Raw genomic sequence first — 26203 nt, 5'->3', positions numbered from 1 at the left:
TATTTAAAATTAATTCAAAATTTAAACATTAAGTTATCCACAGGTAATGCTCATCATTTTTTAAGAAAATTTACTCAGGATTTAAATAAGTGCGACGATCATGCATCGTTTCAATACTATTAATAACTGTTTGTCGACTAATTTCATGTATTAAAGGAATAGAAGATAGAGGCATATTTTTATAAATGGCGTATGCAATAAAAAAACTATCTTGCCAGGTCTTTTCATTTTTACGGGCTTTAGCTTTAAGCCACATGGTAATCCATAAAAAATGAAAAAGCCATTTCTCCCGATTTAACTCCATTTCCTGCTCTATAACAGCTTTAATAGCATCTTCAATCACACAAAGTTTTACACCATCTACAAAACTACTACAACGATTAACTAACTTATCAACGTTAGCATTTTCAATATACCAAGATTCTGTAAAGGGCTTGGTAACAAGCCAATTTTTTGAACGTTTAAATGACATTTGCATTTTATCGGGTGTAAAAGGAGAGATTTGGACACTTAATTCCTCTATTAATCCTGTTACATCCACTATGCGAGGATAAAAGTTTATATTTAAAAGTTCTTGAATTTCTAATAAATGCAGATCAGGCATACCACCTTGCTCAATCGTAATGCCTAGGAAATGCTCTGTTATTGTTTGCAAATAAGTCAGATCTACTTCCCTTAAAGTAATATTGTCATCAAATGTTTCATCATAATATTTTTTAATGTCTTGTACTTTAATAGGTGGTGTTAACCAAGCATCTTTAATACCTAAACCATGCTTGAGCAATAAGCCACAAAGTCGATTTTTTTTGCCTTCTTTAATATGAATAAATAGACCTTGGGCACCACTACCATCAACCTCACTAGCTTTTATTTTAACGATAGGAACGCCTTTATTAGTATTAAAAAACACACCTTGCTTCCGTTGTTCCTTAATCCAGCGGTTAAATTGCTCATGATAAAGGGTTGAGTACCAATTTTTAATTGCTTGTAAGCGAGATAATGAGACTGAACTTAAAACGATCCTGGACATTAAGTGCTCAAATGTGGCAATTACTATTTCTCTTACAGCAGGTTTGGGATGTAATAAAGTAAGAAGAGCAATTTCATGACCTTCTTCAATACTATAGAGATCGATGACTAAATCAACAAAAAAATCAGCAGGCATAGCATGGCTCTGTGCAAAGAAATTTTCGGCAATATCAAAAGCAGAAAAATTAGACAGTTCCTCTATCATATCTTTAATAGCATCTAGATGATTTACTTCATCACTGGCATCACTATTTTCATCATCGCCCTCAGCCAAAGTTAGATAAGCCTCACGTAATTTGGGAGAGAGCTCTATGTGCACATCATAAAAAGCATTTAAAATAGGCAACCAAAATCCAAGAGAATGTTTACTCGTTAAAATTGCGTCAGCCATATGATCCATTAGTTGATTTAATGTTTTCATTGCTAACTTATTTCCTGTTTCTTGAGCTGATTGTAATTGAGCAACACAAATATCAATAGCAAAGATACAAGCAGAATAATAAGGATTTTCCTCAGCACTATTTTCTTCCTTTAAGGAAGCTATTAAATCAATAAGCTGTAGAGCTAAAACAGGTTCATAAAGAAAAGGAGTAAAATTCTGAGGCTCTGGATCAGAGTTATCTTCAATCAGATTGGCCATCTCAGCAATCCAATTCTTTAAGCTTTCAAAATGAGTGCTCATGTATGTTTAGGTACCTCTCTAGGTTTGCCATAGTCATCAATTGCGACAAAAACAAATGTACCTTCTGTAACGCGAAACTTACCAAAACCTGCAGCAGGTTCAGCCCATACTTCAACATCTATTGTCATAGAAGTCTTTCCTAGCTTAACTAGCTCAACATAACAACTAACTATATCACCTACACGCACAGGTTTAAGGAAAGTCATGGAATTAATTGCTACCGTTGCCGCTCGCCCCTGCGATAGCTTCTTAGCCAAAACACCTGCGGCTAAATCCATTTGGGAAACTAGCCAACCACCAAAAATATCACCATTTGCATTGGTATCAGCTGGCATTGCAAGAGTCTGGATAGTAACTTCACCTTTAGGAACTTGAGTCATCATGAACCGCGTTTTAACTTAGCTAAAGCGTCTGCCATAGCTGTATTAAATATTCCTTTTTTATTAGTCGAAACAACCCCTTTCTTATGTTGATCCGCTTTCTTAGCTAGCGGTTTCTTTATAGGTAAAGTTTTTTCGCCTTTATCCTTCTCAGGTTTTGTCATTTTTTTAGCATGCACTGAAGCTTTATCTTCCTCAAGTTTCATACTTAAACCAATTCGCCGCCTTTCTTTATCTATTTCAATAACCTTCACTTTAATTATATCACCTGCCTTAACAACAGCATGTGGATTATTAACAAATTTATTATTCATTGCCGATATGTGTACAAGCCCGTCTTGATGTACTCCAATATCAACAAAGGCACCAAAATTAGTAACATTACTAACTACACCCTCAAGGATCATGCCTTCTTTAAGATGATTAATGTCTTCTATACCCTCTTTAAAACTAGCCGTTTTAAATTTAGGCCTTGGATCGCGGCCGGGCTTTTCAAGTTCCTTTAAAACATCTTTTATTGTCGGCAAGCCAAAATGTTCATCCACATAATCTTTAGCATTAACGCTTTGCAAAAGATTATAATTACCAATCACTTCATTGAGGGAAATGCGTTGTGTGGTTAATATTTTCTCTACTAGAGGATAGGCCTCAGGGTGTACCGCTGAAGCATCTAAGGGGTTTTCACCATCGATAATACGTAGAAAACCAGCACATTGTTGAAAGGTTTTATCACCCATACGAGGTATTTTTTTTAATTGCTCTCGATTAAGAAACTTGCCATTTTCATCCCGATACTGGACTAAATTTTTAGCTAAGGATTCATTAAGCCCAGAAACACGCGTTAATAAGGCTACTGAAGCGGTATTTACATCCACACCAACTAAATTTACACAATCCTCTACAACACCATCTAAACTACGAGCTAGGCGGTTTTGATTGACATCATGTTGATATTGCCCCACTCCAATTGCTTTTGGCTCAATCTTTACTAACTCAGCCAATGGATCTTGGAGACGTCGTGCAATCGAAACAGCGCCTCTTATACTTACATCTAAATCCGGGAATTCTGCGGCAGCTAACTCTGAAGCAGAGTAAACAGAAGCGCCTGCTTCGCTAACCATAATTTTGGTTAATTTAAGATCTGGGTACATTTTAATCATATCATTGACTAAGCGCTCGGTTTCTCTTGAGCCGGTCCCATTGCCAATACTGATTAAATTAATATGATGTTTAGCCGCGAGTTTAGCTAATTCGCCAATGGCTTGATGCCACTCATTATGAGGTGCAAGAGGGAATACAGTTGTATAGTCTAAAACTTTTCCAGTTACATCGATTACTACAACTTTAATACCTGTTCGGATACCTGGATCTAGCCCGATTGTTGCTTGCGAACCGGCAGGCGCTGCTAATAATAAATTACGTAGATTACGAGCAAATACTTGAATAGCCTCTTCATCAGCAAGCTCACGTAAACGAGCAAGTAATTCGAGTTCTAGCTTAGTAAATAGTTTGATTTTCCAAGTCATTTCTACTGTTTCTAATAACCAGTTATCTGCCACTTTGCCTTGATTTGTAATATTAAAAAAGGTAGCAATACGCTGTTGACCATATTCCTGATTATTAGGAAGCTCTAATTTAAATTGTAAGATACCTTCACGGCGCCCCCGAAATAAAGCTAAAGCACGGTGGGAAGGAATTTTTTTAATAGGTTCAGCGTAATCAAAATAATCACTAAACTTAGTTGCATTATTAACTTTTTTCTCATTCCCTACAGCAGTAGACTTAAGGGTAATATGATTCCACAAGTATTCACGTAACTCTGTTATAAGCTCAGGCTCTTCTGCAAACCGTTCCATCAAAATCTGGCGAGCGCCTTCTAAAGCGTCTTCACTCGTAAGAATACCAAGCTCAGTATTAATGTATTGCTTTGCTGTTTGTAAGGGCTCTTGTGTAGGATCTTGCAGCAAATTATCTGCTAGAGGTTCTAAGCCGGCTTCTTTAGCCATTTGTGCTTTAGTACGACGTTTTGGCCGATAAGGTAAATAAAGGTCTTCGAGGCGCGTTTTGGTTGCTGCCGCTAAAATTAACTGCTCAAGCTCAGGTGTTAATTTATCTTGCTCACGAATTGATTGTAAAATAACATTACGACGTTCATCTAATTCACGAATATAGTGTAGGCGTTCAGCTAATTTTCTTAATTGAGTATCGTTAAGCCCGTTTGTCACTTCTTTTCGGTAACGTGCAATAAAGGGCACTGTCGCACCTTCATCAAGTAAACGAATAGCCGCCTCTACTTGTGCGATCTGAACTTTGAGTTCCTGCGCTATAATCTCTGCAGCCGATAGCATTTCTTGAGCCATTCACATCCTCGCAAAACATTAATTAAAACCTTGCTATTATACACTCATTACTATTTGTTTTGCGAACTTTAGCAACAGCATTTTTAAATGCTTTAAATAGTTTGCGTATATTAGATGAATTAATCTCTATATAATTGCCTAATCCAGATTATGAGAATATATATGTCCATCTTAAGCTCTCATCCATTCTGTTGGCATGAATTAATAACGCCGCACGTAAACCAGGCTAAGGATTTTTATACTAAATTATTGGGCTGGCAATTTATAGAACATAATATTAATGGTTCAACCTATACTATGATTATTAAAAACGATAAGGAATTTGGTGGTATCAAGCAAATACCTTCCGATAAGGCAAGTAAGGCCCCTGCGCAGTGGCTAAGCTACCTCTCTGTTAATGATCTTGATTCTATTTTAGACCAAGCGCAAAAACTGGGGGCATCTATTAAAACACCTATGACAGTTATAAGAAATTATGGGCACTTTGCAATAATTACGGATCCTACAGGTGCTACTGTAGCTCTTTGGGAGCCACAATCTAAGTGCGCCAAGGAAAACTCAATAACAGAACTCTAAATTTTAAACTATCTACTGCTTAAACAGTTTCAGTCATAAGGCATTTAGAATATTGCTAACTTTTTGGCTGCACTTCGTTTGTGAAATCAAGAAGCCTATCTTGCAAACCTCGCAGAGCTTAATTTAGTAAAAGGTAGGTTGGGCTAAACATAGCGCAGCCCAACAGATATAAAAAATTACTCAACAGTAACTGATTTTGCTAAATTACGTGGCTGATCAACATCTGTACCTTTCGCTACTGCCACATGATAAGCAAGTAATTGTAATGGAATAGTGTAAATTATTGGTGCGATCCAATGCCCGCACGTAGGAACCGGAATTAATTGTGCACCATTAGGCTGCCACGCTTGTGAATCATCAACAAAAACAATTAATTGACCGCCACGAGCACTAACTTCATGTAAATTCGATTTTAACTTATCTAATAACTCATCATTAGGCGCTATGGCAATAACTGGCATTGCATTATCAACGAGAGCAAGAGGTCCATGCTTTAATTCTCCTGCTGGATAAGCTTCAGCATGGATATAAGAAATTTCCTTAAGTTTTAATGCTCCTTCTAAAGCGACAGGATATTGGACACCTCGACCTAAGAAAAGTGCGTGTGATTTAGTTATAAACAATTGTGATAAAGATTCAATACGTTTATCCATTTGTAAAACGCGCTCACAACAAGCTGGTAACTCTTTAAGTTGACTTAGTACTTCCGTAGCACGTTCATCATTACATAATGCTGTAGCTAACATTAAAAAAGCAGCTAATTGAGTAGTAAATGCTTTGGTTGAAGCTACCCCAATTTCAATACCTGCCCGAGTTAAAAAAGCACAATCTGCTTCACGAACCAAAGTGCTTGTTGAAACATTGCAAATAGCTAAAGTGGCTAAATAATTTAAAGACTTAGCTTTGTGTAGGGCTGCCAATGTATCAGCAGTTTCACCAGATTGAGAAACAGCAATAAAAAGTGTGCCTCTATTAACTACCACATCTCGATAGCGATATTCACTTGCTATTTCCACCTGGGCAGAAATACCGGCTAAAGATTCCAACCAATAGCGAGCAATAAGCCCAGCATGATAACTCGTCCCACAAGCTATAATATGAATTTGTTTAATATCTTTAAATAACTTGGCAGCCTCCACGCCAAAGCTTGCTCTTACAACTTGCTGGGAGGCAATGCGGCCTTCTAGAGTATCTGCTAAAACTTTGCTTTGCTCATAGATTTCTTTCAACATAAAATGACGATAGTTGCCTTTATTTATAATTTGACTATCACCATCAAATGCATGCGCCTGGCGATTTACCAACTGACCATTGTTATCATAAATATCAATTTTACCATTATGTAAATGTGCACTATCCCCTTCTTCAAGGTAAGTCACTTTCTCAGCGAATGAGCCTAAAGCTAGAGCATCAGAAGCTATGAACTGTTCGTTAATACCTGTTCCAAGTACAAGTGGACTGCCTTTTCTAATAGCTACCAATTCATGTGGACATTGCTCATGAATAACACCTAAAGCAAATGCGCCATGCATTAATTTTGCGGATTCTTGTACAGCACGTAATAAATTTTCATATTGTTGGTAATGGTAATGAACTAAATGAGCTGCTACCTCAGTATCTGTCTCCGAAGAAAATTCATAGCCAGCCTTTTCTAATTGCGCACGTAAGACATCATGATTTTCAATAATGCCATTATGAACAACCGCTATTTGCCCATTAGAAAGATGAGGATGAGCATTTTCCTCACAAGGTTTTCCATGAGTTGCCCAGCGTGTATGAGCAATACCGATATTGCCGCTAATAGCTGTTTCTTGCAGAGCATCAGCCAAAGCTTGTACTTTACCCTGAATACGGACCCGTTTCAGATGACCTGTATTATCGATAACTGCGATACCTGCAGAATCATAACCGCGATACTCAAGACGCCTAAGCCCTGCTAATAAAATCTGGCTAATATCGCGTTGGGATATTGCGCCTATAATTCCACACATATCGCATCACTCCTTAATTTAATCTCAAGTATTGGCATACTGCTTAAATTAGAAACCGTGCAGTATGCCATAACGAATAGCTTTATTTAAAGATTAGCTTTTTATAAGCTGCGCACAATTCGCTTTATAGCCATGCGCTTTCATTAATAAACAAATTTCATCGGCTAAGAATAAATGCGCCTTAGTAGTTGGGTGAATCTCATCCCAAAAGAGATAATCATCAGGATTACTACAAACGTGATAATTTTTCTCATGGGGAGCAAAACTTTTATCTTGATATTGTAGCGCTTCAGCATATTCAAGCACGAAGTTACCCTTAAATGGTGAATCGTTTAACACTTTATACATAGGGAATTTAATATCTATGCATGCTTCAGTTACATTTTTAAACCCAAAAAGTTCAGGATTTTCGATTGCTTTAAATAAAATAGGCTGAATATCGATAAAGAGAAAATCAGCATCTGGAAAAGTTTGTTGCCATTCAGTCACTTTGTGCGCCAAACGTTCATTATGAGTCTGACTCACAAAATTTAACAATTCACTATCCGCTGTATTGTTATATTTAGGTGCAACACCTACTGATGGCACGCCTAAAATAACAAAACGTTTAGCACCAGCTTTAACTAACTTTTGCAATGAATAGTCTAAGCCTGTAATGACATTATCTATATAAGCGCTTAATTTAGTGGGTTCGTAATTATCTTCGAATCTAAACGTGTTTAGATAATCATTACCACCAATGAAGAGAAAATAAACTGGTTCATCACTTAAATTCTCATTAATTAATAACTGAGCTTGGACATTTAACCCTAAGCTAGGAGGAATTAACTTACCAACAATTAAGTTTTTTACTGTTAATAATGGATGGCGTATTAAATTCCATACTGTTAATTGATGATCATAGGTAACAGTCCAACTACCTCCAAATGCATTATTAACAAAATAGCGTTTATCTTCTCTATCTACATAAAGCATTGGTGCCAAATATTCAGCCCATACCCGACCATTCGAAAAATGATCTTGCCAGTAAGGTTCACCAGGTAAAATTGGCGCTTTTTTAACCTTAGAAATAAGGGAGGCAAGCATAGGCCCAACCCCTGTATCAAAAAAGTCAGTTACTATATCTATACCTGTATCGAGAAGAATTTGAGGAATATAATAGTCTTCCGCAAATTCAGTCATTTTGTTAATAACAAATACTTTTACAGGATAAACAAGGTAAGCGGGACTTTCTTCTTGCCGTAAACTTTTTAAAAGATGCGTAGTATTACCCGTATCGGAAAGACTATCGCCAAAAATTACCATGGATTTAACAGGCACTTCTGCTCTTACCATAATAGGTAAAAAGAATGCTAGTATAAATAAAATCCTGCACAACTTTGTGCAATATGACATAGTCCCCTCCTTAGGTTAAAAAATTCCTTTTATATCTTGTTATTGCTTAAAATTTAAGCATTTTAGTATGCCAAATTTTATATAAATGTCATTAGTTTGAAAATAGAGATACTTTTAGATTAAAGACTGATGTCTATTTATTGTCAATCTGATTATCCTGTAGCCCTTTAATTTTGTCTATTATAATTAGAATTTGTAATAACTTAGTCAATGTTTTATTTACTTAATTTCAAGAACTAAGTTCCCTTTTCAATTAATAATTATTTTTTTTTAATAATCTTGATCGATCACGCTGCCAATCTCGCTCTTTGATGGTATCACGTTTATCATGCGTTTTTTTACCTCTTGCTAAAGCTAATTTCATCTTTACACGATTTTTGCGCCAATATAACGATAAAGGAATTAAGGTATAACCTTGCCTTTCCACGCTACCAATTAATTTATTTAATTCTTGCTTATTTAATAAAAGTTTACGTGTCCTGATAGGATCAGGATATAAATGCTTTGCAGCAGTAGGTAATGGCTGAATTTGAGCGCCTAATAAAAATGCTTCATTATTCTTAACAATAACATGAGCATCAGATAAATTTATCCGACCAGCCCGTAAACTTTTTACCTCCCAGCCTTCAAGTACTAAACCTGCTTCATACTCATCTTCAATAAAATAATCAAAACGAGCTTTCTTATTTAGGGCTATAGAGGCATCGTGATCTTTACTACTCATTAATCGCCTAACACTAAAATACTAAAAGTGAGAGTATAACATCGGCTAGGAAAATTGGTGAAGCTATAAAATAATATTCTAAATGAAAAATCATTAAACAAAATATTTATAACACATCCCTATTTATGGCTTATTAATTAAATACACTACCTATAAATCTGATATATAGATCATGATTATCTTGGTGCAGAATTGGGTTCGAGTGTAAGATGTGCCAAATACAGCCATCTAATAGTAAAAATTGATCACTCACTAAATTTGTTTGTTGAATTGAATTTATAAATATAAAATAAAAAGTGTATTTAAAATTAGGAGAGATCATGAAAATTGGTGAGAAGGTACCCGATTTTCAATTTACAGCAACAAATGGTATTAGCGCCAATTTAGCTGACTACCAAGGTAAATGGGTAATACTTTATTTTTATCCGAAAGATGCAACACCAGGTTGTACAACCGAAGGACAAAATTTTCGTGATTCCTATATAACTTTTCAAGCATTAAATGCTTTAGTATTTGGTGTGTCTCGTGACAGTATTAAATCGCATGAAAAATTTAAATTAAACCAATCATTTCCCTTTGAGCTTATTAGTGATAGTGATGAGACATTATGTGAATTGTTTGACGTTATTAAAATGAAAAATATGTATGGCAGACAAGTAAGGGGGATAGAGCGTAGTACTTTTCTTATTAACCCTCAAGGTATTTTAACTTATGAATGGCGTAAAGTTAGCGTACCTGATCATGTTGATGAAGTATTAGCTATGTTAAAACAGTTACAGAAAGAATCTAACGTTATAAGCATTGATTCACATTAAAAAATTAAGAGCTAACAATACTATAAAGAGACCTTGACGGCGGCTAGTCAGGTTATCACAATGAATACTTTGGCTGATGGAGTGGGTTATGGATAACAAAGGATATAAAAACAAGCTTTTTGTGCTCGATACAAACATAATGATGAGTGACCCAACAGCAATTTATCGTTTTGATGAGCATGATATCTATTTGCCCATGGTTGTTTTAGAAGAATTAGACAGCCATAAAACGGGACTTTCTGATGTAGCCCGTAACGTTCGACAAACAAACCGAATGTTGGTTGAATTGATGAGTGGTGCAACTCACAAGCAAATCGTTGAAGGTCTGCCTATTCCTAGCTTCCTACATCATGACAGTAATAAAACGACCGGGCGATTGTTTTTCCAAACAGATGATTTTGAGCAAATAGGATCAAGTACGTTGCCCGGCCATAAACCTGATAATACGTTATTAGCTACGGCACTTGGCTTACAAAAAAAATATCCTGAGCGGCAAATTATTATTATTTCTAAAGATATTAATCTACGAATTAAAGCAGGTATTTTAGGCATCAAAGCGGAAGATTATTACAATGATCAGGTGCTTGATGATGTTAGTCTCTTACATAGTGGCTTACATTTCTTGGAGAATAATTTCTGGGATACGCATGTTAAAGATATGAATGCTTGGCAAGAAAATGGCAAAAGTTTTTATAAAATTAGTGGGCCTATTACTCACCATTGGAATGCTAATGACTGCTTAAGTACTGAAGATAATCAATTTCAAGCGATTGTAAAAAAAATTGAAGCAGAGCATGCAATTATTCAAGTTGCTCGTGATTATACGCAACCAAAGCATACAGTTTGGGGTATTAACGCGCGTAATAGAGAACAGAATTTTTCTTTAAATTTATTACTAGATCCTGATATCGATTTTGTCACCTTGCAAGGCTCAGCTGGTACTGGAAAAACCTTACTTACGATTGCGGCTGGTTTAACCCAAGTCCTAGATCAAAATCGTTATACCGAAATTATTATGACTCGTGTAACTATTCCAGTTGGCGAAGATATTGGCTTTTTACCTGGCACTGAGGAAGAAAAAATGACGCCTTGGATGGGCGCTTTAATGGATAATTTAGAAGTACTGCATAGTTCGCAGGAAGGGGGTAGCTTTGGGCGTAATGCAACCCAAGATCTCTTACAAAATAAAATTAAAATTCGCTCTTTAAATTATATGCGGGGCCGAACTTTTTTAAATCGATTTATTATCATTGATGAAGCCCAAAACCTAACACCTAAACAAATTAAAACCTTGGTAACCCGTGCGGGCCCGGGTACCAAAGTTGTTTGCTTAGGTGACATTAAGCAAATTGATACGCCTTATTTAACTGAAACTACTTCAGGACTTACGTTTGCTGTTGATCGATTTAAGCATTGGGAGCATAGCGCGCATATGACGCTGCTGCGCGGCGAACGATCAAGACTTGCTTATTATGCAGCTGAGCATTTATAGTACGTCTTTTAAAAGAGGATAACCGATGAACAATCATGCCATCACCTTTGATGATGTATTATTAGTCCCTTCTTATAATCATCATGAATCAAGGCGAGTCGTTGATATTAGTATGACTGACCGCTTGAGTAAGCTTAGCTTACAACTGCCGGTCATTAGCTCCAATATGGATACTATTACTGAAAGTAAGATGGCTAATTTTATGCACAGTAAAGGCGGTATTGGTGCCCTACACCGCTTTTTAAGTATTGAAGATAACATTGCCGAATTTAAGCGATGCACGGGTTCTGTTTTTGTTTCTGTCGGTTGTAGCGAAGCAGAACTACAACGTGCTGAGGCATTAAGGGATGCAGGTGCTGATTACTTTTGTGTTGATGTCGCTCATGCCCATGCTAAATATGTAGGTAAAACTCTAAAAAGCCTAAGGCAAGTATTAGGCTCTCGGTGTATTATGGCAGGTAATGTTGCAACCTATGCCGGAGCTGATTATCTAGCTTCTTGCGGTGCTGATATCATTAAAGCAGGTATTGGCGGCGGCTCCGTATGTAGCACTCGAATTAAAACCGGCTTTGGTATTCCCATGTTAACTTGTATACAAGATTGCGCGCGTACCGACCGCTCAATTGTTGCCGATGGTGGTATTCGTACATCCGGAGATATTGTTAAAGCGTTAGCATTTGGTGCTGATTTTGTCATGATTGGTGGCATGCTGGCAGGCACTGAACCAACACCAGGCGACATTATTACTAAAGAAAATGGAACAAAAGTTAAACGTTACCGAGGCATGGCATCTCGGGAAGCCCAAGAAGAATTTTTAGGCCAGATGCATGAATGGAAGACAGCAGAAGGGGTCGCCGCTGAAGTACCTTATCGTAACAATCAAGAAGCTATAATTGCGGATATTATTGGAGGTCTACGTTCTGGTTTAACTTATGCAGGGGCAGATTCCATTTCAGAACTACAACGTAAATTAAATTATGTGGTTGTGACACAAGCGGGGCGTTTGGAAAGTTTACCCCATAAGCTAATAGAAACTTGACACAACAAGAAAAGAGCCCTAACGATGTTAGGGCTTCTAAAAAAAGGCTTTATCAAAGTAACATTGCTACTTCGGCTACTTCAGAGGCGTCGACTCCTGCAGCTGCGTCTGCCCCGCCACCACTTTGCTCAGAAAAACTTTGTTGGTATGTATCTAAAGGATTATCTGAGCTATCCTTTGAATTACTTTGAGACTTAGAATTAGACTGTTTTTTATCAGATTTTTTTTCTTCTGAATCATCATTAGCAGCCTCTGGGAATGCTAAATCTATTAACTCTTGCGCATTTGCCTGTATTGAATCAGCACTTAAAGGACTCATGATACCCATAGTATCTGCCGGAGATGGAGCTGAAGCCATAATAAATACCTCGATTAACTTTAAAGCAATCAAATTGCAAGCTTAATTAATTGTATTATGCTTGACTCAATTATTAACATCACTAAATAATTAAATTGTATTACTAGTGTAATTAAATTAAATTTTACTGCAACTAAGTTAATTATAAACCATTTTGGTTTAATTTTTACACTTTTTTAGCAATTAAGGTGGCTTAATGAAGCATGCAGACTTGCGCTGTATTTATATGGGTACGCAGCTATATACAATCAGTAATGAAGATTTGGACATTATAGCACCCATAGAATTAAACAATCGGAAAAATCGCAGTGTACTCTTACTTCTGCATGGATTTTCCTCTACGCCTGGCGTTTACCGATTTTTATTACCTCATATTAAGGATTATTACGATAGTTTAATTATCCCTGCTTTACCAGGCCATGTAGAGAGTATTCAAGCATTTAGCCAGATAAAAGACAGCGAACTATTGCAGTTTGTTGAACAAACCTGCGCCTCTTTGGTAGAGACATATGAATATATTGATGTTTTAGGATTATCCTTAGGCGGACTTCTGGGTTGCCATTTAAGTAATAAATTCGACTTGCGACACTTATATCTCCTTGCACCAGCTTTAGATTTAACCCTAAATATGACGAAAACAATGTGGTTAATTCATTTTTTGCAAGGTATGGGCTTCCGTAATCTTCGCAGTGCGGCAGGAAATATTTACCTATCTCCTGAGCAAGAAAAAATTTATCAGCAAATGACTGTTAAAAAGGGCTTTAATTTAGATGAGTTTAAAGGCGGCGAAATTGCTTATCGCCAAATTCCTCTAGCAGCTAGCCTTACTATATTAACGCTTATTAAAGAGTTTCAATTTATCATACCCAAATGCCCTACTGATTTATTTTTAGGAGCCCACGATAAAGTAGTTAATAGTCAGCAAGTTGCTAAGCGTTTTGCAAATCAAGCTCATATTAAAACTCACTGGTTACCTAATTCGGCTCATGTTTTACCATTAGATAATGATATTGAAGTTATTATTCAATCTATTAAAACCAACTTCCAACCTTTGCAATCTAAAAAATAGTATGAAATAAAGGCTCATTTTTAGAGAGCTTTTAAATTATTGCTTATAATGAAATAAAGAAAGAATAGAATTCTTCTAAAACTACTAAAGTCTTTTTTGGATGAGAATTAATAGTAGTTTCCTAAGAATTCCAATGTTCGTATAGCTGAAGGAACAGTTTAATGAGCAATAAAAAAATAATTATTTTGGCTGATGAGAACTATTCTTTAGACGCCGATTTTACGCCGTCCCACTCAGTGGAATATATTCAAACATTAGATGATTTTTCTGCTAATGAATGTTTCTTATTGGCTCTTAAAGTTACTCAAACGACCTCATGGACTTTGCTTCAGCAGCTAAGAAAAATGCCAAATGCTCAACTTACTCCTCTCTTTTATATAGGCGAAATTGATGAACGGCTTTCATCTTTGTATGACGGCCCATTAGATGAAAAAGCCCTTGAAATAGCCGACCGAATAAATGAGCTTATTACTCAAATTTCAGCCGAGTATACGCATGCTATAACTTATTTAGAGCAATTAATTTTAAGTTATTTATTCACTCGTAAAGACTATTTATTAACAGGTTTTATTGACTATCATGTGCCCTCGGGCATTGAGTACCCTTTAGTACGTTTTTTAAATCCCAATAATGAAGAAAAAGATAGTTGGGCCTTTTTAGAAACAATGGCTGATGATGGCTTGTTACAACCTCAGTTAATAATTGGCGAAGTTCAATTATGTCCAACTTGCCAATCACCAGCCCTTTCCGGTGCGGAACTTATCCGTTGTACTGTGTGTAAGAGCAGCATATTAAAAGTGTCTCTTGATCCAAATAACAACAAATATTGTCCCTACTGCCAAACCAAATTTGAATCTCAAGCGGCAGCCAGTGAATCATTTGAATTAAAAAATGAGCTTCCCTTTTACAGGCCTTCTTTCGCAGAAAAAACAATCACCTGTTTAGATTGCAAGAGACAATTATCGCAAACAGAATTACTAACGAAGAAATGTTTTACTTACGTAATTACAAATGAGGGTAAAAAGTTTGTTAAAGGAATTTCTTTTAAAAGAACATACCTTATAAGTGACAAAGCGCCTATTCAATCTGTAACAGATACTAATAAAGAGCTCACTACTGTATACTCTGTCCAAGCCCTGCCCACTCGGGGTTGTTTTTCCGTAATACTTGATTTAACATCGAATTGGCAAGATAAATTGATTGCTCTGCGCAAGCTAAGCTACTATCAACTAACTCCTCTTTTTTATTTGGGCGAATTTATAACCTCACCAGAATTAATGCCACTCTTTGATGGCCCTTTTGATAATAATTCCATTCTTATTGCAAATGATATTAATGAACGTATTCAACGTTTGTATTTTAATGAAAATAATCAATTTATTGGCCAATATGAATGGTTTATATTAAGTTATTTATTCACGCGTCCTAAATTACGTTTATTACCTCAGTTAAATCATCAAGTAACACAAGCTTTTACTTATCCAGTACTTGATTTATTTGGGCAACCGCAAAAGGAAGATACGTGGGAATATTTACAAGACCTAGTCACAAGCGGATTTTTAAAACAAGGGGCCGCACATAGTGAAATACAAGCTTGCCCGAGCTGCCATGCAGGTCTTTTAAATTTTACAAGTAATTGTCCAAACTGCCATTCTGTCGATATTCAAGAACAACAATTTATTCATTGCTTTACTTGTGGCCATATTGGCCCTATTTCTGAGTTTATGTTACGCGAACAATTAAGATGTAGCCGCTGTCATACCAAATTAAGACACATTGGCATTGATTATGATAAACCCTTGGAAGACAAATTATGCTTAAATTGCAAGCATTCTTTTTTTGAATATGAAGTTAATGTAACTTGCCTTGTTTGTAAAAAGCAATCTATGCCACAAGATTTACTAACTAGAAAATTATATGAGTACAATCTTGATCGCTATGGTATTAATATTATCACTGGAGTTAGACAGAATTTATTTAAAGAATTGCCTCAAATTTTTAAATTTTTAGAATTCAATGCTTTTATGGCTATTGTTAAATGGAATATAAAAATGGCTAAACGATTTAATAACCTTTCTTTTAGTTTACTCGCTATTAATATTCTAAATACCGATGATTTAATGGTACAGCTTGGTTTATTAAAAATGGAAAAGCTTTTAGGTGAATTTTTTGAGCAATTGCGGACCGTATTTCGAGACATTGATCTTTGTACCAAAGAGGAAAATCAGCTTATATTCTTTTTACCGATGACTGATGAGCATGCAAGTTCGCATATTATAAAAAAAATAAGAAATTTCACTGAAAAAAACTGGCACCTGCAGGAATCAAAAATCGATATTAGCTTAAGCTATATTTCCTCGAATGAGATCATTAAATTAAATTTAAATGAAAACTCATTATTAGCCGAATTACATGGGTGGACAACCTATGAACAGTGATATTTTATATGAAATAGCTTATCATCTAACTTCTATTTTTAAAAATAATCAAAATCTTAGTTTTGCACTTCTCTTCTTTCCCTATGTTATTTTTATGGAGATCCCCTATAGCATTATTGTTATTCTATCAAGTATAAGAAGCTGGTTAAAAAAATATAGCGTATCTACCTATTCAAATAGTTATCCATTAGTGACCGTCATTATCACCGCCTACAGTGAAAGTAAAGCAGAATTAAACATAACAATAAAATCGTTAATAGAACAAAATTATCCCGGCAAAATAGAAAGCATTATTATTTTCGATAGTTCAGGTACGAATAGAGCTAGTATTTTTTTTGCTGAAGAATTAGTAAAGGCTTATCAAGGGATTCGTAATCGTGAATTTAGGTTAGTAAAAAAATTAACTCGTGGTGGGCATGCTAATTCTATGAACCTTGGATTAAGGCTTGCAAAGGGAACGGTCTTAATTATGCTAGATGCCGATACATCTGTTGATAATCAAACTATTAGTAAAGCAGCTCGCCATTTTGCTGACCCCGATGTTGTAGCCGTTTCTGGCGCAATTCGCGTTCGAAATTTTAAAGATTCAATATTAACCAGATTACAAGCTATAGAATATATGCTTGGAATTCAACTCGGGCGCTTTGGTTTAAGTGAAGTCAATGCTGTGAATAACATTTCAAGTGCATTTGGCGTCTTTAGAACAAGTTTTTTAAAAGTGATGGGTGGTTGGTTAAATGGTACAGCAGAAGATTTAGATTTAACCTTGCGTATTCATGCGTATAGTGCACGTTATCCAAACTTAAAAATTGTGCATGAACCCTATGCCGTGGCTTGGACAGCCGCACCTACTTCCATGCGCAAGTTATTAAAACAACGCATGCGCTGGGATGGCGATTTGTATTACATCTATGTACGTAGACACTGGCGAAAATTTAATTCTCAATTTTTAGGACGCACAAAAAATATTTTCATGATTTGGTATAGCCTATATTTCCAGCTGACATTACCCTTCGTTATTATGTTATACACACTTTGGCTACTCATTACCTATAACCTTGGCTTTTTAATCGCCATACATGTATTAATCTATATCTACTATCTCATAGCAGATTATTTTTTATTTGCTTTATTTTTAATTCTTGTGTCAGAGCGACCGAAAAGCGATGCTAAGATGTTAGGCTGGATATTAATTATGCCCATTTATCTACAAATAATGAGACTTGTTTCTGCTTCCTTTATTATTAATGAAATGTTATTTAAATCACATCGGACTTCAACTATGGCACCATGGTATATAATTAAAAAAACAAAATAAATAAACAGATTATATAATATGGGTATACTTTTAAGGATAGAAAATAAAAAACCCTTAATTCCTGCGCCACCGCCTGGCGCTCGTAAGTTAGCCAGATTGCGGTGGCTTTTGGTGGTTCTTCTTCTATGTCTTCCTTTAGGCTACTTAACTGTTAGGTTAATACAAGACTATTTTTTTATTCGGTTTAGTGGCACTGTCATTTATGACACCTTATTAATTCGTTCACCTGATGAAGGGTATATTCATAGTATATCAGTTAGTGCTGGTGAATCTGTACGTCCTGGGAATTTAATATTAGAAATCAGTTCACCGAAATTAAATAACAAATTAACTTATTTAATTAATGAAAGGGAAAGAATTAGTAAGTTAATTGTTAATTTAAAAAGAGTTAATCAATCGGAGTTAATTAATTCATTAAAGGTAGCCGAACAAGATATGGTCGATAGTAAAAAAACTTATGAAAGATTTAAAGAGCATTTCAAAGATGGCAATTTAATTACACTGCAATTAGAGGAAGCAAGAAAAAACTATACGACGGCTCAGCAAAATTATGCCAGTATCAAACAGAAAATGTTAGAAAGCTCACTACAACAGAATACTTCATTAGAAGTTAATTATAATCGCCGCTTAGTAGAAATCGAAGGCGATATAAAATTACTTAAAATTCAGCTTAAAAATTTTACTATTCGTGCGCCACAACCAGGAACCGTCATGAACATAGAAACGCATGTTGGTGAATACGTTCCTATAGGAAAAAACCTATTAACCATTGTGACAGATGATAATTTAAAAATTAAAGCCTATATAGAACCTAAATATAGTGCGGTAGCAACCTATGGAAGTAAAGTTACTATTCAACTGCCTAACCGTGAGCGAATACCAGGCATTATTATTAATAATCCTCGCTATGCACAGCAACTTCCTTCCTCAGAAACGAATCCTCTCGCAACGCGGCAAAATAAATTAATTGCCATCATTGCACCTCGAAAACCGCTACCAAAAGAATATCAAGTTTTTGGGATTCCTGTTCAGATAAGCTTAGATTAATTTCTAGAGTAAATTTATATCTAGACTATTAACGCTTTGACATCTCATTACCCTTTTCCATCGGCTCGTCACCACTACCTTCTACTCCAATACTAAAAAAGGCATATTGATGGGTATTTTTTATTTCCTGCTCAATCATTTTATTATAAATAAGCGTTTTTACTTCTTCATGGCCGAAAATAGCAGCAATTTCATGTGGTAAAATACTAAGTTCACCGTCTTTATCGGCTTCTCTTTTTTCTATAAAACGTTTAGCTCTTTCTTTTGTACTGTTATCGCCATAATTTTTAACCATCTCTTCTATTTTTTCAATGCTTGCTTTATAAGGCTTAAAACTGCATTCTTCAATAGCAATTAAAGCGGAAACTATTTCAACATTACCAGTTGCAGCCGCTACGATAAGAGGAGTTTCCCCTACATCATTAGCTTGATTGATATCAGCCTTTGCATCTATTAAAGCAGTAACAAGCTTTTCATTGACCATGTAAACTGCTGCATAAAGGGGCGACTCGTTAAGCTCACTACAAATTTTATTAACATTAATGCCTTCACTAGCTATTAAAATGTTAGCAGCATCTGTGAAACCTCTATCCACGGCGATGTAAAGGGGAGTTTGCTTAAAGAAATCAAGCTCATTTAATGTAGCACCTTTACTTAGCAATATTTTAATGGCTTCTACCTGGTTCTTTCTGACTGCATCATGTAAGGGGGTATCTCTACGATTATAATTATTAGGTTGATTCACTACAGCATTTTTTTCTAATAGTGCATTAATGACTTCTATATTACCTATTCTTGCTGCAATATGAAGTGGGGTATCACCCTCTTCATTAAATGTATTAACATCAGCGCCTTTTTTAATTAAAGCGATGGCTACTTCTATTTGACCCTTTTTTAATGCATAATGAAGCATGGTTTCGCCATCATTATTGACTTGATTGACATCAGCACCATGTTCAATTAATGCGAGAGCGGCTTCTTTATTATACTTTAGTAATGCAAAATTAAGTGGTGTTTCACCGCCTTCAATGCATTGATTAACTTGAGCGCCTTTTTCTATTAACTTAGCTATTGCATCTGGCTTATTACCTAAAACTGCCATATGAAGAGCAGTTCCGAACCTTTCATTAGCATAAGAAATATCTGCCCCTGCTGCTAATAGTGACTCGATTAAAGCAACCCGGCCATTATAGGCTGCCACTTGTAAAGGAGTCCCACCGTCTCCAAATTCGCCATCTTGTGTATTTATCAAACTTAAGCGTTGTAATTTTGATACAACCTGAATGTCACCTCTCGCCAGAGCTGAATGAAAATCATTACGCCTTACTTGCCTATAGCCTTTCATAAAATTAAACGTAGCTTGATCTGCAGCAAACGCTTTAATGATATTAGTTGAAGCTGCTAGCGGCAAATTCCATTCATTGGAGCGATAATAAAGAATGGCCATAAAGACATCTTGGCGCTCTTTATTTACTTGTAATTTGGGCCAAGAGCTTATTTGTTTTGTATAAGCTACTAGTGCCTGCAAACACGGCTCCGGTAATGCCTTTCCATCAATGTTTTTACTATTGAAATATCTTACTAATACTTTAGCAGGTAAATTTTGTGCAATTTGCTCCTCTTTGCTTAAGCTCTGATAATCCTTAAGCTCCTGAAATGGAAAATTCAGTAGTTCCTCAATGGCCTCTACTCGTCCTTTAATGATATATTCCAAGATTAAATTGAGCTGTTCTTCAAGACCAAGTGAAGCTAATTCTTTTTTCATTACTTGAGAAAAATCTTCTTGAATTTCTTTTTTAACTGGTGGTTTAGGTGGTTGGCTTTTAGCACTTGTCTGTGTAACTGGTTTCTGCGTTTGTTGTTTTTTTCCTTTATAAGTTTTTTTGGTAGGTTCTTCAGTTGATGTCTTAGAATCAGCTACTTTAGGATTAACCCGACTTAGGTATTCTTCAAAAGAAGTAATTCCTGTCTTGCTTTCTGTTACTTCTTGTTTCATTTCAGATGGGGTTTTTAAATAACGTGTTTCAATCTCAAGAATCATCTCACGTAATTTAGGATCAGGATCAGACTTCGCCCTTTCTTTTAAGTCCTCAACACGTTTACGCCAGTCTTCTTCTGAAGAGACCTTGACTTCTTGGCTTGGAGTATAATCTGCAGTGCTTTCATTAGCTAGCTTTTGTAATGGGTTACCTATAGCTGCAATATCACGGTGTTTCTTGCTATCAAGCGGTTGATAAATAATAAGCGAGGTTTGGGCGCGCGTAATGGCCACAAAAAGTTCATTAAAAATGTTATTGTGACAGATACTGCCAGTATCGCACCCTTTGGGTATTTTTCCTTCTTTTAAAACTTGTCCTAAATCAATTTCTTTTTCCTGGCTTATAGGCTTATTAGCCTCGCTAAAGCCATCTTGCTCGAAGAAGCGATATAATAATACTTCTTTAGCTTGTAAGCCTTTCATCTGCTTAGCAGTAAAAACTCGCTCCTTGCCAAATTTTTCGACAGCGTCATCAAAATATTTAGGACTAGTGATAACAACAAAATCAGCATTGGCGCGATTATTTTTTGCAACTATCTCAAGCTTTTCACTATCTTCTGCTTCGCTCTTAGGATCGTTGCCACCTAACCACCGCACATCCACACTGCTTTCTTTTTGTTGTTTCACACTTTGGATGAAGGATAGCTCGTTATTATCAGTTACTGCTGATCCACCAATAGCCTGATATTTAAGGTATAAGCTTGCATTAGCAAAACGTACAATCGACTCAGCGCAACGGTAAGATGCATGCAGAGTAGTCGTTAGATTTTCAATAACCTCTTTTTTTTCTCCCCCTTCCCAAAAAAGAGTTTTCAAATAGGGAATGGTTGACTCGCTACCGAATAATCGTTGATGGTCGCCTACACAAAGGACCAAATTCTTTCTAGCCTTGCTTTCATCAATTTGTACTAATGATCGCAGTTGCTGCCTGGATAAATCCTGCGCTTCATCTATCCCAATAAAATCATACTGCTTTGTAAGCTCAATTTTTTGAAAAGATAAGTCAATTACTTTCTGCTGATTCTTAAGTTTATTTAGGTTATCAATATGTGTGCGATAGGTCTGATAAACTTGCCAAATTGCCTCACGAGCTTTGGGGTCAGGAAATAAAGATAAATTATCATTCACTCCTTTATTATATTTCGCAAGATTAGGATAACCTGACATGGTATGCAGCTCTTGATAAACAAGTGAAGCATTGGCACCAGCCGCTGGTAGAGGCATCTGAGATTTTCTTAGATTGCTATTGTAGTGTTTGGCATATTTCAAATACCATTCAGTAAATTCTTTTTCGCCTAGGAATGTGACTGCTTGTCCGGGATGATTAGCTTTATAAATAGTTTCTGGTGTTTGAAATTCAACGCAGTCAATCCATTCAGGCTTAATGCTGGCATCCGCTTGACACATCTCGTGCCATTCCTTGCGCATTTGCTCTATTAGATATTGTGATTTTGCCAACACTAAGATACGGGGGAGTTGGCCACTTGGCTTTTGCTCTACCCAATGGGCCATATTGTGTTTAATTAATGCTAAAAGCGTACTTGTTTTACCTGAACCAGGTGCACCCTTGATAACTCTGGGTAAAGAAGCCTTCTTTAATGATTCCTGCTCATCATCGAAGAGGATGTATTGTTGACTCACGTATTCTATTTGAGTTGTTACTTTGATTTCCAACTTTGATTTTTCTTCTTTACCTGAACCTACCTCACAGGCTTTCTCTACCTCTTTTTTCTCTTCGGCACTTAAACCTACTGCGCCACCGCCCTTTTTAAGTTCTTCATACTCATGGCCGGTAAGAATTTTTGTCACGACCCAAACCTGTTCCCCTAACTTTGTTTTAATTAAAGAAAGTATAATTCTTCTTTCTTGATTATCTCGGATACTATAGAGAGGCTGAGCACCTTTAATATGTAATTTTTCTAAATTAAGCGAGTTATGTGATGGATCTTCCCTAAACATCTCTAGTGTTTCTTTATAGTTCGCAAAATCACTACCGAGTTCTTTTATAACCTGAGAGCGAATAAAAATTTTCATTACAACCGCCTAACAAATAGAAAATAATTTAGGCTTATTGTATTATAATTAATCATATTGAATCAATTGTTTTCTATAATGGAGGATAATATCGTTTAAAAATTGCCCGATAACAATTTTGACTATTAAATTTTATGAGGTTTGTCATTTTCTAAAATAGAAAATAGCCAAATATAGACAGCTTGTTTAATCGGCTTCTTTAAGATTGTGATAAAGAAATTAGCTATTTATTGTAACGAGTATATTCTTCGACAAAGGGGCTGTTTAAATCGCGCATATCGAGTACTGCACCATCAAATGCCATAAAATCAGTTTTCATATCAGGGATTTCATAAAAATAGATATCACTCGCATCCGTTGCTAACGTATGTTGTCGTTTAGTAGCTAATAATTCTGCTACTGAACGTTGATGTGTTTTAGCAAATAATCGTTTAGCGCGTAGATAACGCCCCTTAAAGTGAGCATAATCCCATAGTTCTAAATCTAGTTTATTAACAATACCGGCTAATTGAATAACAGAATGACCATGACCACGAATCGTTAACCAATCACTCTTGACCCAATATAAACTAATATTAGCATCACCCCTTAGATCAAAGTTTGAAAGGTTGACAACCCCACTTAATTGAATGGTGGGATTTCCTGTGACAACAAGTTGAAGATTAGATGATTTAATACCATTAATAGACAGGAAACCTGGGCCATGGACTTCAAGGCGACCTAAATTTATATTACCTCCCAGGGTAGTTTTTCCTGGATTAGTGATAAATAAATCTAATAATCCTGAATTCAGACGCGGTCCGTTAATGGTGCCGATACCTTGATAAGAAAATGTATTAAGGTGTCGGGTGCGAATTTCTATACTAATAGGGCCGTGCTGAGGGAAAGCATCTAACAGTGATACAAATAATCGACTGTTGTCTACAGACATATTAATTTGCGCTAAATCACGCGGGTCACCCCGCAAAATCACTTTAGACTTAGCATACCCTGTATGCAAACTAACATTCATTTTACCTTGCACAAAAACATCATTAAAGGTAGGTAGTATTTTTGTTTGTGTGGTTTTACCTACAGGAATAAGTGCTTTTGGCACAGACACATAAGTTCGAGTGCACCCAGTAAAAAATAATATTAGAGAAAATAATATTAATGAGCGCCTCAACATAAGTTATTTGTCCATTTAAATTTATTTACCTACATTAGACGAACTTACCTCAGCACGCAAGGTTAATGCTTAAATCTTGCTATAAATTTCTTTAAATCGAATGGTTGAAAAGTTTTTTTAGAAAAATTAGAAATACTTACCATAGCAGGGCAACCATCATACCGATTAAGACCTTTTGCTTTGAGTATTAAAGAGTTAAGTGGTTCGCTAAATGGAATTAAAGCAGGTAATTGAATAAAAATATCAACTAAGTAGCCATTTTTACAACCTAAATATACTTTATTTATTGCTTCTATACCAAATGACTGCTCAATAACTTCTTTTAATTGTGTTAATGGCACGCGTTGTCCTACATGATTATGCAAATAATCACCTAAAAAAGTCGCTTGTGCTTCTTGTGTTAAACGTAAAGCCAGAGAAAAATAATCGTCATTAGATAAGATTTGACAGGTACCGTGCTTATACCATTCATGTCTTTCTAAACAGCTTCCAGCTGCAAAGCTAGGCATTAGTAATCGTAATAAGTTAGCTACTTTTTCACTAAAATCTAAGTCTGGATAATTACAATGATTAGACTGTGGCTTTGTATTACAAAAGCCATAGGCTTGCCCACAAACATCTTGATTAGGCCATAAACCATGTAAGACTAAATGGCTAGCTTGATAGCTATCTGAGGATAGTCGTAAGCATTCAGGTTTTCCTGCTTCATAACCATAAGTCTGACAAAAACCTGGTTGCCAACTTAATGCCAATACATAACTATCTGCCATACCAGGGACTTGTTGACAATTTGCTTGGTTAATTTCAAATGAGGCATAGCCACAATCACTACTTACCCAACGCAAAGGGTATTGGGAATTTTCTGGGATTTCAATACGAAACCAGTCAGGATTATATTCCCGATTAACTTCTTTGATTTGATAATGAGTATTAGGCTGTATAAATAAGCCATCTGGATTAGTTTTTTTATTTTTTGAGAGATAAGCTGGACACGTTTTTGCTGCTTCAAATTTACCTACTACAGGTACTGCTAGTGTGCTTAGTGAAAATAAAAATAAACAAAAGCCAATCCTATATTTCATAGACGCGTCCCTAGCAACGAGATTTTATTTATTATACTGTTTTATCAGCAGGATACGAACATTATTTTAAGTAAATTGTTGAAAATATAAGGTGTAAGCCCTAACTTCTCACATTAAGAAAAAAATAGCAGCAAATAAGGTTTATTTATAAAAAAAAAGTGCAAGAGAGCACTTTCTTATTTAGAAAAAATATCAGCGACAAACTTCATCTTTCCTACCAATAACAGACAGGCAGCTATTGGTAGGGGATGAAAAAAAGCAGATTAGACAGCAGTTACTTCTTCTGCCTGTAGCCCTTTAGGACCTTTTGTAACAGTAAATTTTACTTTTTGGCCTTCGAGTAGCGTTTTACGACCAGCAGCACTCACGATTGAGCGGAAGTGAACGAAAACGTCATCTTGACCATTATCACGACTAATAAAGCCATAACCTTTATCATCATTAAACCACTTAACGTGGCCAGTTTCTATAGCAGACATGTATACTTTCCAATTTAAATTAAACACATACTTGATCCATTAAGCCAATAACAAAGCATCGTAGGAGTCTATTGCGCGATAAATATGCCACTTTGGAATACAAAGGAAGGATGTTATGCACTGGTAGTAACAATGTTTCATTTAGGATTGCTGGAATGCAAGTAATTTTATTATAACCTACAATCAGTAAAATTGCATCATAACTGGTGATATTTAATTAACATTGTAAGTATTTATATAGCGCTAAGGTGCTTAATTTAGTAAATTAATGTATTTTAATCTAGCAATTGAGAAGATTTATTTATGAAAAAATTGCTATTTAATTTATCTTTTATAGTTATTGTTTTTTTAAGCGCAAACAAAAATAGTGTTTATGCCAAAGATAATCATTTTGTATTAATTACCGATCTAAGTGTATTAGCAGTGCCTATTAAAGATAATGGTGAGCCTTTAATTAATTTAAAAAATCAGAAAGAAATTGCTTATGGTAGTTCACCTGAAATACCTAACAATCACGATTACACAAAACTAAGAAAAACAGTCTATCAAAAGCTTAATCAAGCACAAAAACTACTGCCAAAAGGCTTGCATTTCTGCCTGTACGAAGGATATCGAAGTCTCGATTTACAAAAAAAGCTATTTGATAAGCGTTTTAATATAGTTAAAAAACAACAACCTAATTAGTCCAG

Annotated in this window: 20 protein-coding genes; 9 read left to right on the top strand and 11 right to left on the bottom strand. The window is 35.7% G+C overall.

Translation table 11 applies throughout. From position 1 onward, the window contains the following. Positions 1 to 70: 70 nt before the first annotated feature. From E1P04_RS08735 to E1P04_RS08725, 3 genes are read right to left on the bottom strand one after another with little or no spacing between them, the layout of a single operon-like run. Positions 71 to 1711, bottom strand: a complete 1641-nt coding sequence (locus E1P04_RS08735) for a hypothetical protein (RefSeq protein WP_131782538.1) — start codon at positions 1709 to 1711, stop codon at positions 71 to 73. Then, positions 1708 to 2091: a hotdog domain-containing protein gene (locus E1P04_RS08730; RefSeq protein WP_131782753.1), complete on the bottom strand. Its 384-nt coding sequence runs from the start codon at positions 2089 to 2091 to the stop codon at positions 1708 to 1710. The genes E1P04_RS08735 and E1P04_RS08730 overlap by 4 nt, the downstream gene beginning before the upstream one ends. Further along, positions 2091 to 4451 carry a Tex family protein gene (locus tag E1P04_RS08725; RefSeq protein ID WP_131782537.1) on the bottom strand — a complete coding sequence of 787 codons (2361 nt, stop codon included), beginning with the start codon at positions 4449 to 4451 and terminating at the stop codon, positions 2091 to 2093. The genes E1P04_RS08730 and E1P04_RS08725 overlap by 1 nt, the downstream gene beginning before the upstream one ends. A 162-nt stretch (positions 4452 to 4613) precedes the next feature. Here E1P04_RS08725 and E1P04_RS08720 point away from each other — a divergent pair, with 162 nt between their 5' ends. Beyond that, complete coding sequence (locus tag E1P04_RS08720) at positions 4614 to 5027, top strand: VOC family protein (RefSeq protein WP_131782536.1); 414 nt, start codon at positions 4614 to 4616, stop codon at positions 5025 to 5027. A 176-nt stretch (positions 5028 to 5203) separates the two neighbouring features. Here E1P04_RS08720 and glmS read toward each other — a convergent pair whose 3' ends face one another. The 3 genes from glmS to smpB all read right to left on the bottom strand — a co-directional run bounded on the left by glmS (position 5204) and on the right by smpB (position 9137). Next, on the bottom strand, positions 5204 to 7018 hold the full coding sequence (gene glmS / locus E1P04_RS08715) for a glutamine--fructose-6-phosphate transaminase (isomerizing) (RefSeq protein ID WP_131782535.1): 1815 nt from the start codon (positions 7016 to 7018) through the stop codon (positions 5204 to 5206). Between the two features lie 93 nt (positions 7019 to 7111). After that, positions 7112 to 8413 (bottom strand): lysophospholipase/glycerophospholipid:cholesterol acyltransferase PlaC, encoded by a 1302-nt coding sequence (gene plaC / locus E1P04_RS08710; RefSeq protein WP_131782534.1) that lies wholly within the window; start codon positions 8411 to 8413, stop codon positions 7112 to 7114. Positions 8414 to 8666: 253 nt separating this feature from the next. Then, positions 8667 to 9137, bottom strand: a complete 471-nt coding sequence (gene smpB, locus E1P04_RS08705) for an SsrA-binding protein SmpB (protein ID WP_131782533.1) — start codon at positions 9135 to 9137, stop codon at positions 8667 to 8669. Positions 9138 to 9457: 320 nt separating this feature from the next. On the opposite strand from smpB, the gene E1P04_RS08700 reads away from it, so the two are divergent. The 3 genes from E1P04_RS08700 to E1P04_RS08690 all read left to right on the top strand — a co-directional run bounded on the left by E1P04_RS08700 (position 9458) and on the right by E1P04_RS08690 (position 12483). Then, on the top strand, positions 9458 to 9952 hold the full coding sequence (locus E1P04_RS08700) for a peroxiredoxin (RefSeq protein WP_131782532.1): 495 nt from the start codon (positions 9458 to 9460) through the stop codon (positions 9950 to 9952). A gap of 88 nt (positions 9953 to 10040) precedes the next feature. Next, a complete protein-coding gene (locus tag E1P04_RS08695; protein ID WP_131782531.1) occupies positions 10041 to 11444 on the top strand; it encodes a PhoH family protein in 1404 nt (467 codons plus the stop codon). Positions 11445 to 11469: 25 nt separating this feature from the next. Continuing rightward, positions 11470 to 12483 carry a guanosine monophosphate reductase gene (locus E1P04_RS08690; RefSeq protein ID WP_131782530.1) on the top strand — a complete coding sequence of 338 codons (1014 nt, stop codon included), beginning with the start codon at positions 11470 to 11472 and terminating at the stop codon, positions 12481 to 12483. Positions 12484 to 12535: 52 nt separating this feature from the next. Here the strand turns inward: E1P04_RS08690 and E1P04_RS08685 are convergent, their stop codons facing one another. Continuing rightward, on the bottom strand, positions 12536 to 12841 hold the full coding sequence (locus tag E1P04_RS08685) for a hypothetical protein (RefSeq protein WP_131782529.1): 306 nt from the start codon (positions 12839 to 12841) through the stop codon (positions 12536 to 12538). Positions 12842 to 13037: 196 nt separating this feature from the next. Between E1P04_RS08685 and E1P04_RS08680 the strand changes: the two genes are divergently transcribed. The 4 genes from E1P04_RS08680 to E1P04_RS08665 all read left to right on the top strand — a co-directional run bounded on the left by E1P04_RS08680 (position 13038) and on the right by E1P04_RS08665 (position 18713). Further along, positions 13038 to 13910 carry an alpha/beta hydrolase gene (locus E1P04_RS08680; protein ID WP_131782528.1) on the top strand — a complete coding sequence of 291 codons (873 nt, stop codon included), beginning with the start codon at positions 13038 to 13040 and terminating at the stop codon, positions 13908 to 13910. A 161-nt stretch (positions 13911 to 14071) separates the two neighbouring features. Continuing rightward, positions 14072 to 16348 carry a TackOD1 domain-containing metal-binding protein gene (locus E1P04_RS08675; RefSeq protein WP_131782527.1) on the top strand — a complete coding sequence of 759 codons (2277 nt, stop codon included), beginning with the start codon at positions 14072 to 14074 and terminating at the stop codon, positions 16346 to 16348. After that, positions 16338 to 17666: a glycosyltransferase family 2 protein gene (locus E1P04_RS08670; RefSeq protein ID WP_131782526.1), complete on the top strand. Its 1329-nt coding sequence runs from the start codon at positions 16338 to 16340 to the stop codon at positions 17664 to 17666. Before E1P04_RS08675 ends, E1P04_RS08670 begins: the two co-directional genes overlap by 11 nt. 18 nt (positions 17667 to 17684) lie before the next feature. Then, entirely contained in the window at positions 17685 to 18713 is a 1029-nt protein-coding gene (locus tag E1P04_RS08665; protein WP_131782525.1) for an HlyD family secretion protein, read from the top strand. A 28-nt stretch (positions 18714 to 18741) separates the two neighbouring features. Here the strand turns inward: E1P04_RS08665 and E1P04_RS08660 are convergent, their stop codons facing one another. The 4 genes from E1P04_RS08660 to E1P04_RS08645 all read right to left on the bottom strand — a co-directional run bounded on the left by E1P04_RS08660 (position 18742) and on the right by E1P04_RS08645 (position 25514). Then, positions 18742 to 22785: an ankyrin repeat domain-containing protein gene (locus E1P04_RS08660; RefSeq protein WP_131782524.1), complete on the bottom strand. Its 4044-nt coding sequence runs from the start codon at positions 22783 to 22785 to the stop codon at positions 18742 to 18744. A gap of 223 nt (positions 22786 to 23008) precedes the next feature. Beyond that, positions 23009 to 23887: a GIN domain-containing protein gene (locus E1P04_RS08655; protein ID WP_131782523.1), complete on the bottom strand. Its 879-nt coding sequence runs from the start codon at positions 23885 to 23887 to the stop codon at positions 23009 to 23011. Between the two features lie 128 nt (positions 23888 to 24015). Then, on the bottom strand, positions 24016 to 25035 hold the full coding sequence (locus E1P04_RS08650; protein WP_131782522.1) for a ribonuclease T2 family protein: 1020 nt from the start codon (positions 25033 to 25035) through the stop codon (positions 24016 to 24018). A gap of 263 nt (positions 25036 to 25298) precedes the next feature. Beyond that, positions 25299 to 25514 (bottom strand): cold-shock protein, encoded by a 216-nt coding sequence (locus E1P04_RS08645; RefSeq protein WP_115332360.1) that lies wholly within the window; start codon positions 25512 to 25514, stop codon positions 25299 to 25301. Between the two features lie 303 nt (positions 25515 to 25817). Here E1P04_RS08645 and E1P04_RS18040 point away from each other — a divergent pair, with 303 nt between their 5' ends. Continuing rightward, a complete protein-coding gene (locus tag E1P04_RS18040; protein ID WP_242604417.1) occupies positions 25818 to 26198 on the top strand; it encodes a M15 family metallopeptidase domain-containing protein in 381 nt (126 codons plus the stop codon). The last annotated feature ends 5 nt before the right edge of the window (positions 26199 to 26203 follow it).

Source organism: Legionella gresilensis (genome assembly GCF_900639865.1).
GTDB lineage: Bacteria > Pseudomonadota > Gammaproteobacteria > Legionellales > Legionellaceae > Legionella_C > Legionella_C gresilensis.
This window is presented reverse-complemented; position numbering and strand designations above follow the sequence as displayed.

Coding starts and splice junctions, on each gene's coding strand:
- E1P04_RS08735 (WP_131782538.1), bottom strand. CDS start 1,711: ATGAGCACTCATTTTGAAAGCTTAAAGAATTGGATTGCTGAGATGGCC.
- E1P04_RS08730 (WP_131782753.1), bottom strand. CDS start 2,091: ATGACTCAAGTTCCTAAAGGTGAAGTTACTATCCAGACTCTTGCAATG.
- E1P04_RS08725 (WP_131782537.1), bottom strand. CDS start 4,451: ATGGCTCAAGAAATGCTATCGGCTGCAGAGATTATAGCGCAGGAACTC.
- E1P04_RS08720 (WP_131782536.1), top strand. CDS start 4,614: ATGTCCATCTTAAGCTCTCATCCATTCTGTTGGCATGAATTAATAACG.
- glmS (WP_131782535.1), bottom strand. CDS start 7,018: ATGTGTGGAATTATAGGCGCAATATCCCAACGCGATATTAGCCAGATT.
- plaC (WP_131782534.1), bottom strand. CDS start 8,413: ATGTCATATTGCACAAAGTTGTGCAGGATTTTATTTATACTAGCATTC.
- smpB (WP_131782533.1), bottom strand. CDS start 9,137: ATGAGTAGTAAAGATCACGATGCCTCTATAGCCCTAAATAAGAAAGCT.
- E1P04_RS08700 (WP_131782532.1), top strand. CDS start 9,458: ATGAAAATTGGTGAGAAGGTACCCGATTTTCAATTTACAGCAACAAAT.
- E1P04_RS08695 (WP_131782531.1), top strand. CDS start 10,041: ATGGATAACAAAGGATATAAAAACAAGCTTTTTGTGCTCGATACAAAC.
- E1P04_RS08690 (WP_131782530.1), top strand. CDS start 11,470: ATGAACAATCATGCCATCACCTTTGATGATGTATTATTAGTCCCTTCT.
- E1P04_RS08685 (WP_131782529.1), bottom strand. CDS start 12,841: ATGGCTTCAGCTCCATCTCCGGCAGATACTATGGGTATCATGAGTCCT.
- E1P04_RS08680 (WP_131782528.1), top strand. CDS start 13,038: ATGAAGCATGCAGACTTGCGCTGTATTTATATGGGTACGCAGCTATAT.
- E1P04_RS08675 (WP_131782527.1), top strand. CDS start 14,072: ATGAGCAATAAAAAAATAATTATTTTGGCTGATGAGAACTATTCTTTA.
- E1P04_RS08670 (WP_131782526.1), top strand. CDS start 16,338: ATGAACAGTGATATTTTATATGAAATAGCTTATCATCTAACTTCTATT.
- E1P04_RS08665 (WP_131782525.1), top strand. CDS start 17,685: ATGGGTATACTTTTAAGGATAGAAAATAAAAAACCCTTAATTCCTGCG.
- E1P04_RS08660 (WP_131782524.1), bottom strand. CDS start 22,785: ATGAAAATTTTTATTCGCTCTCAGGTTATAAAAGAACTCGGTAGTGAT.
- E1P04_RS08650 (WP_131782522.1), bottom strand. CDS start 25,035: ATGAAATATAGGATTGGCTTTTGTTTATTTTTATTTTCACTAAGCACA.
- E1P04_RS08645 (WP_115332360.1), bottom strand. CDS start 25,514: ATGTCTGCTATAGAAACTGGCCACGTTAAGTGGTTTAATGATGATAAA.
- E1P04_RS18040 (WP_242604417.1), top strand. CDS start 25,818: ATGAAAAAATTGCTATTTAATTTATCTTTTATAGTTATTGTTTTTTTA.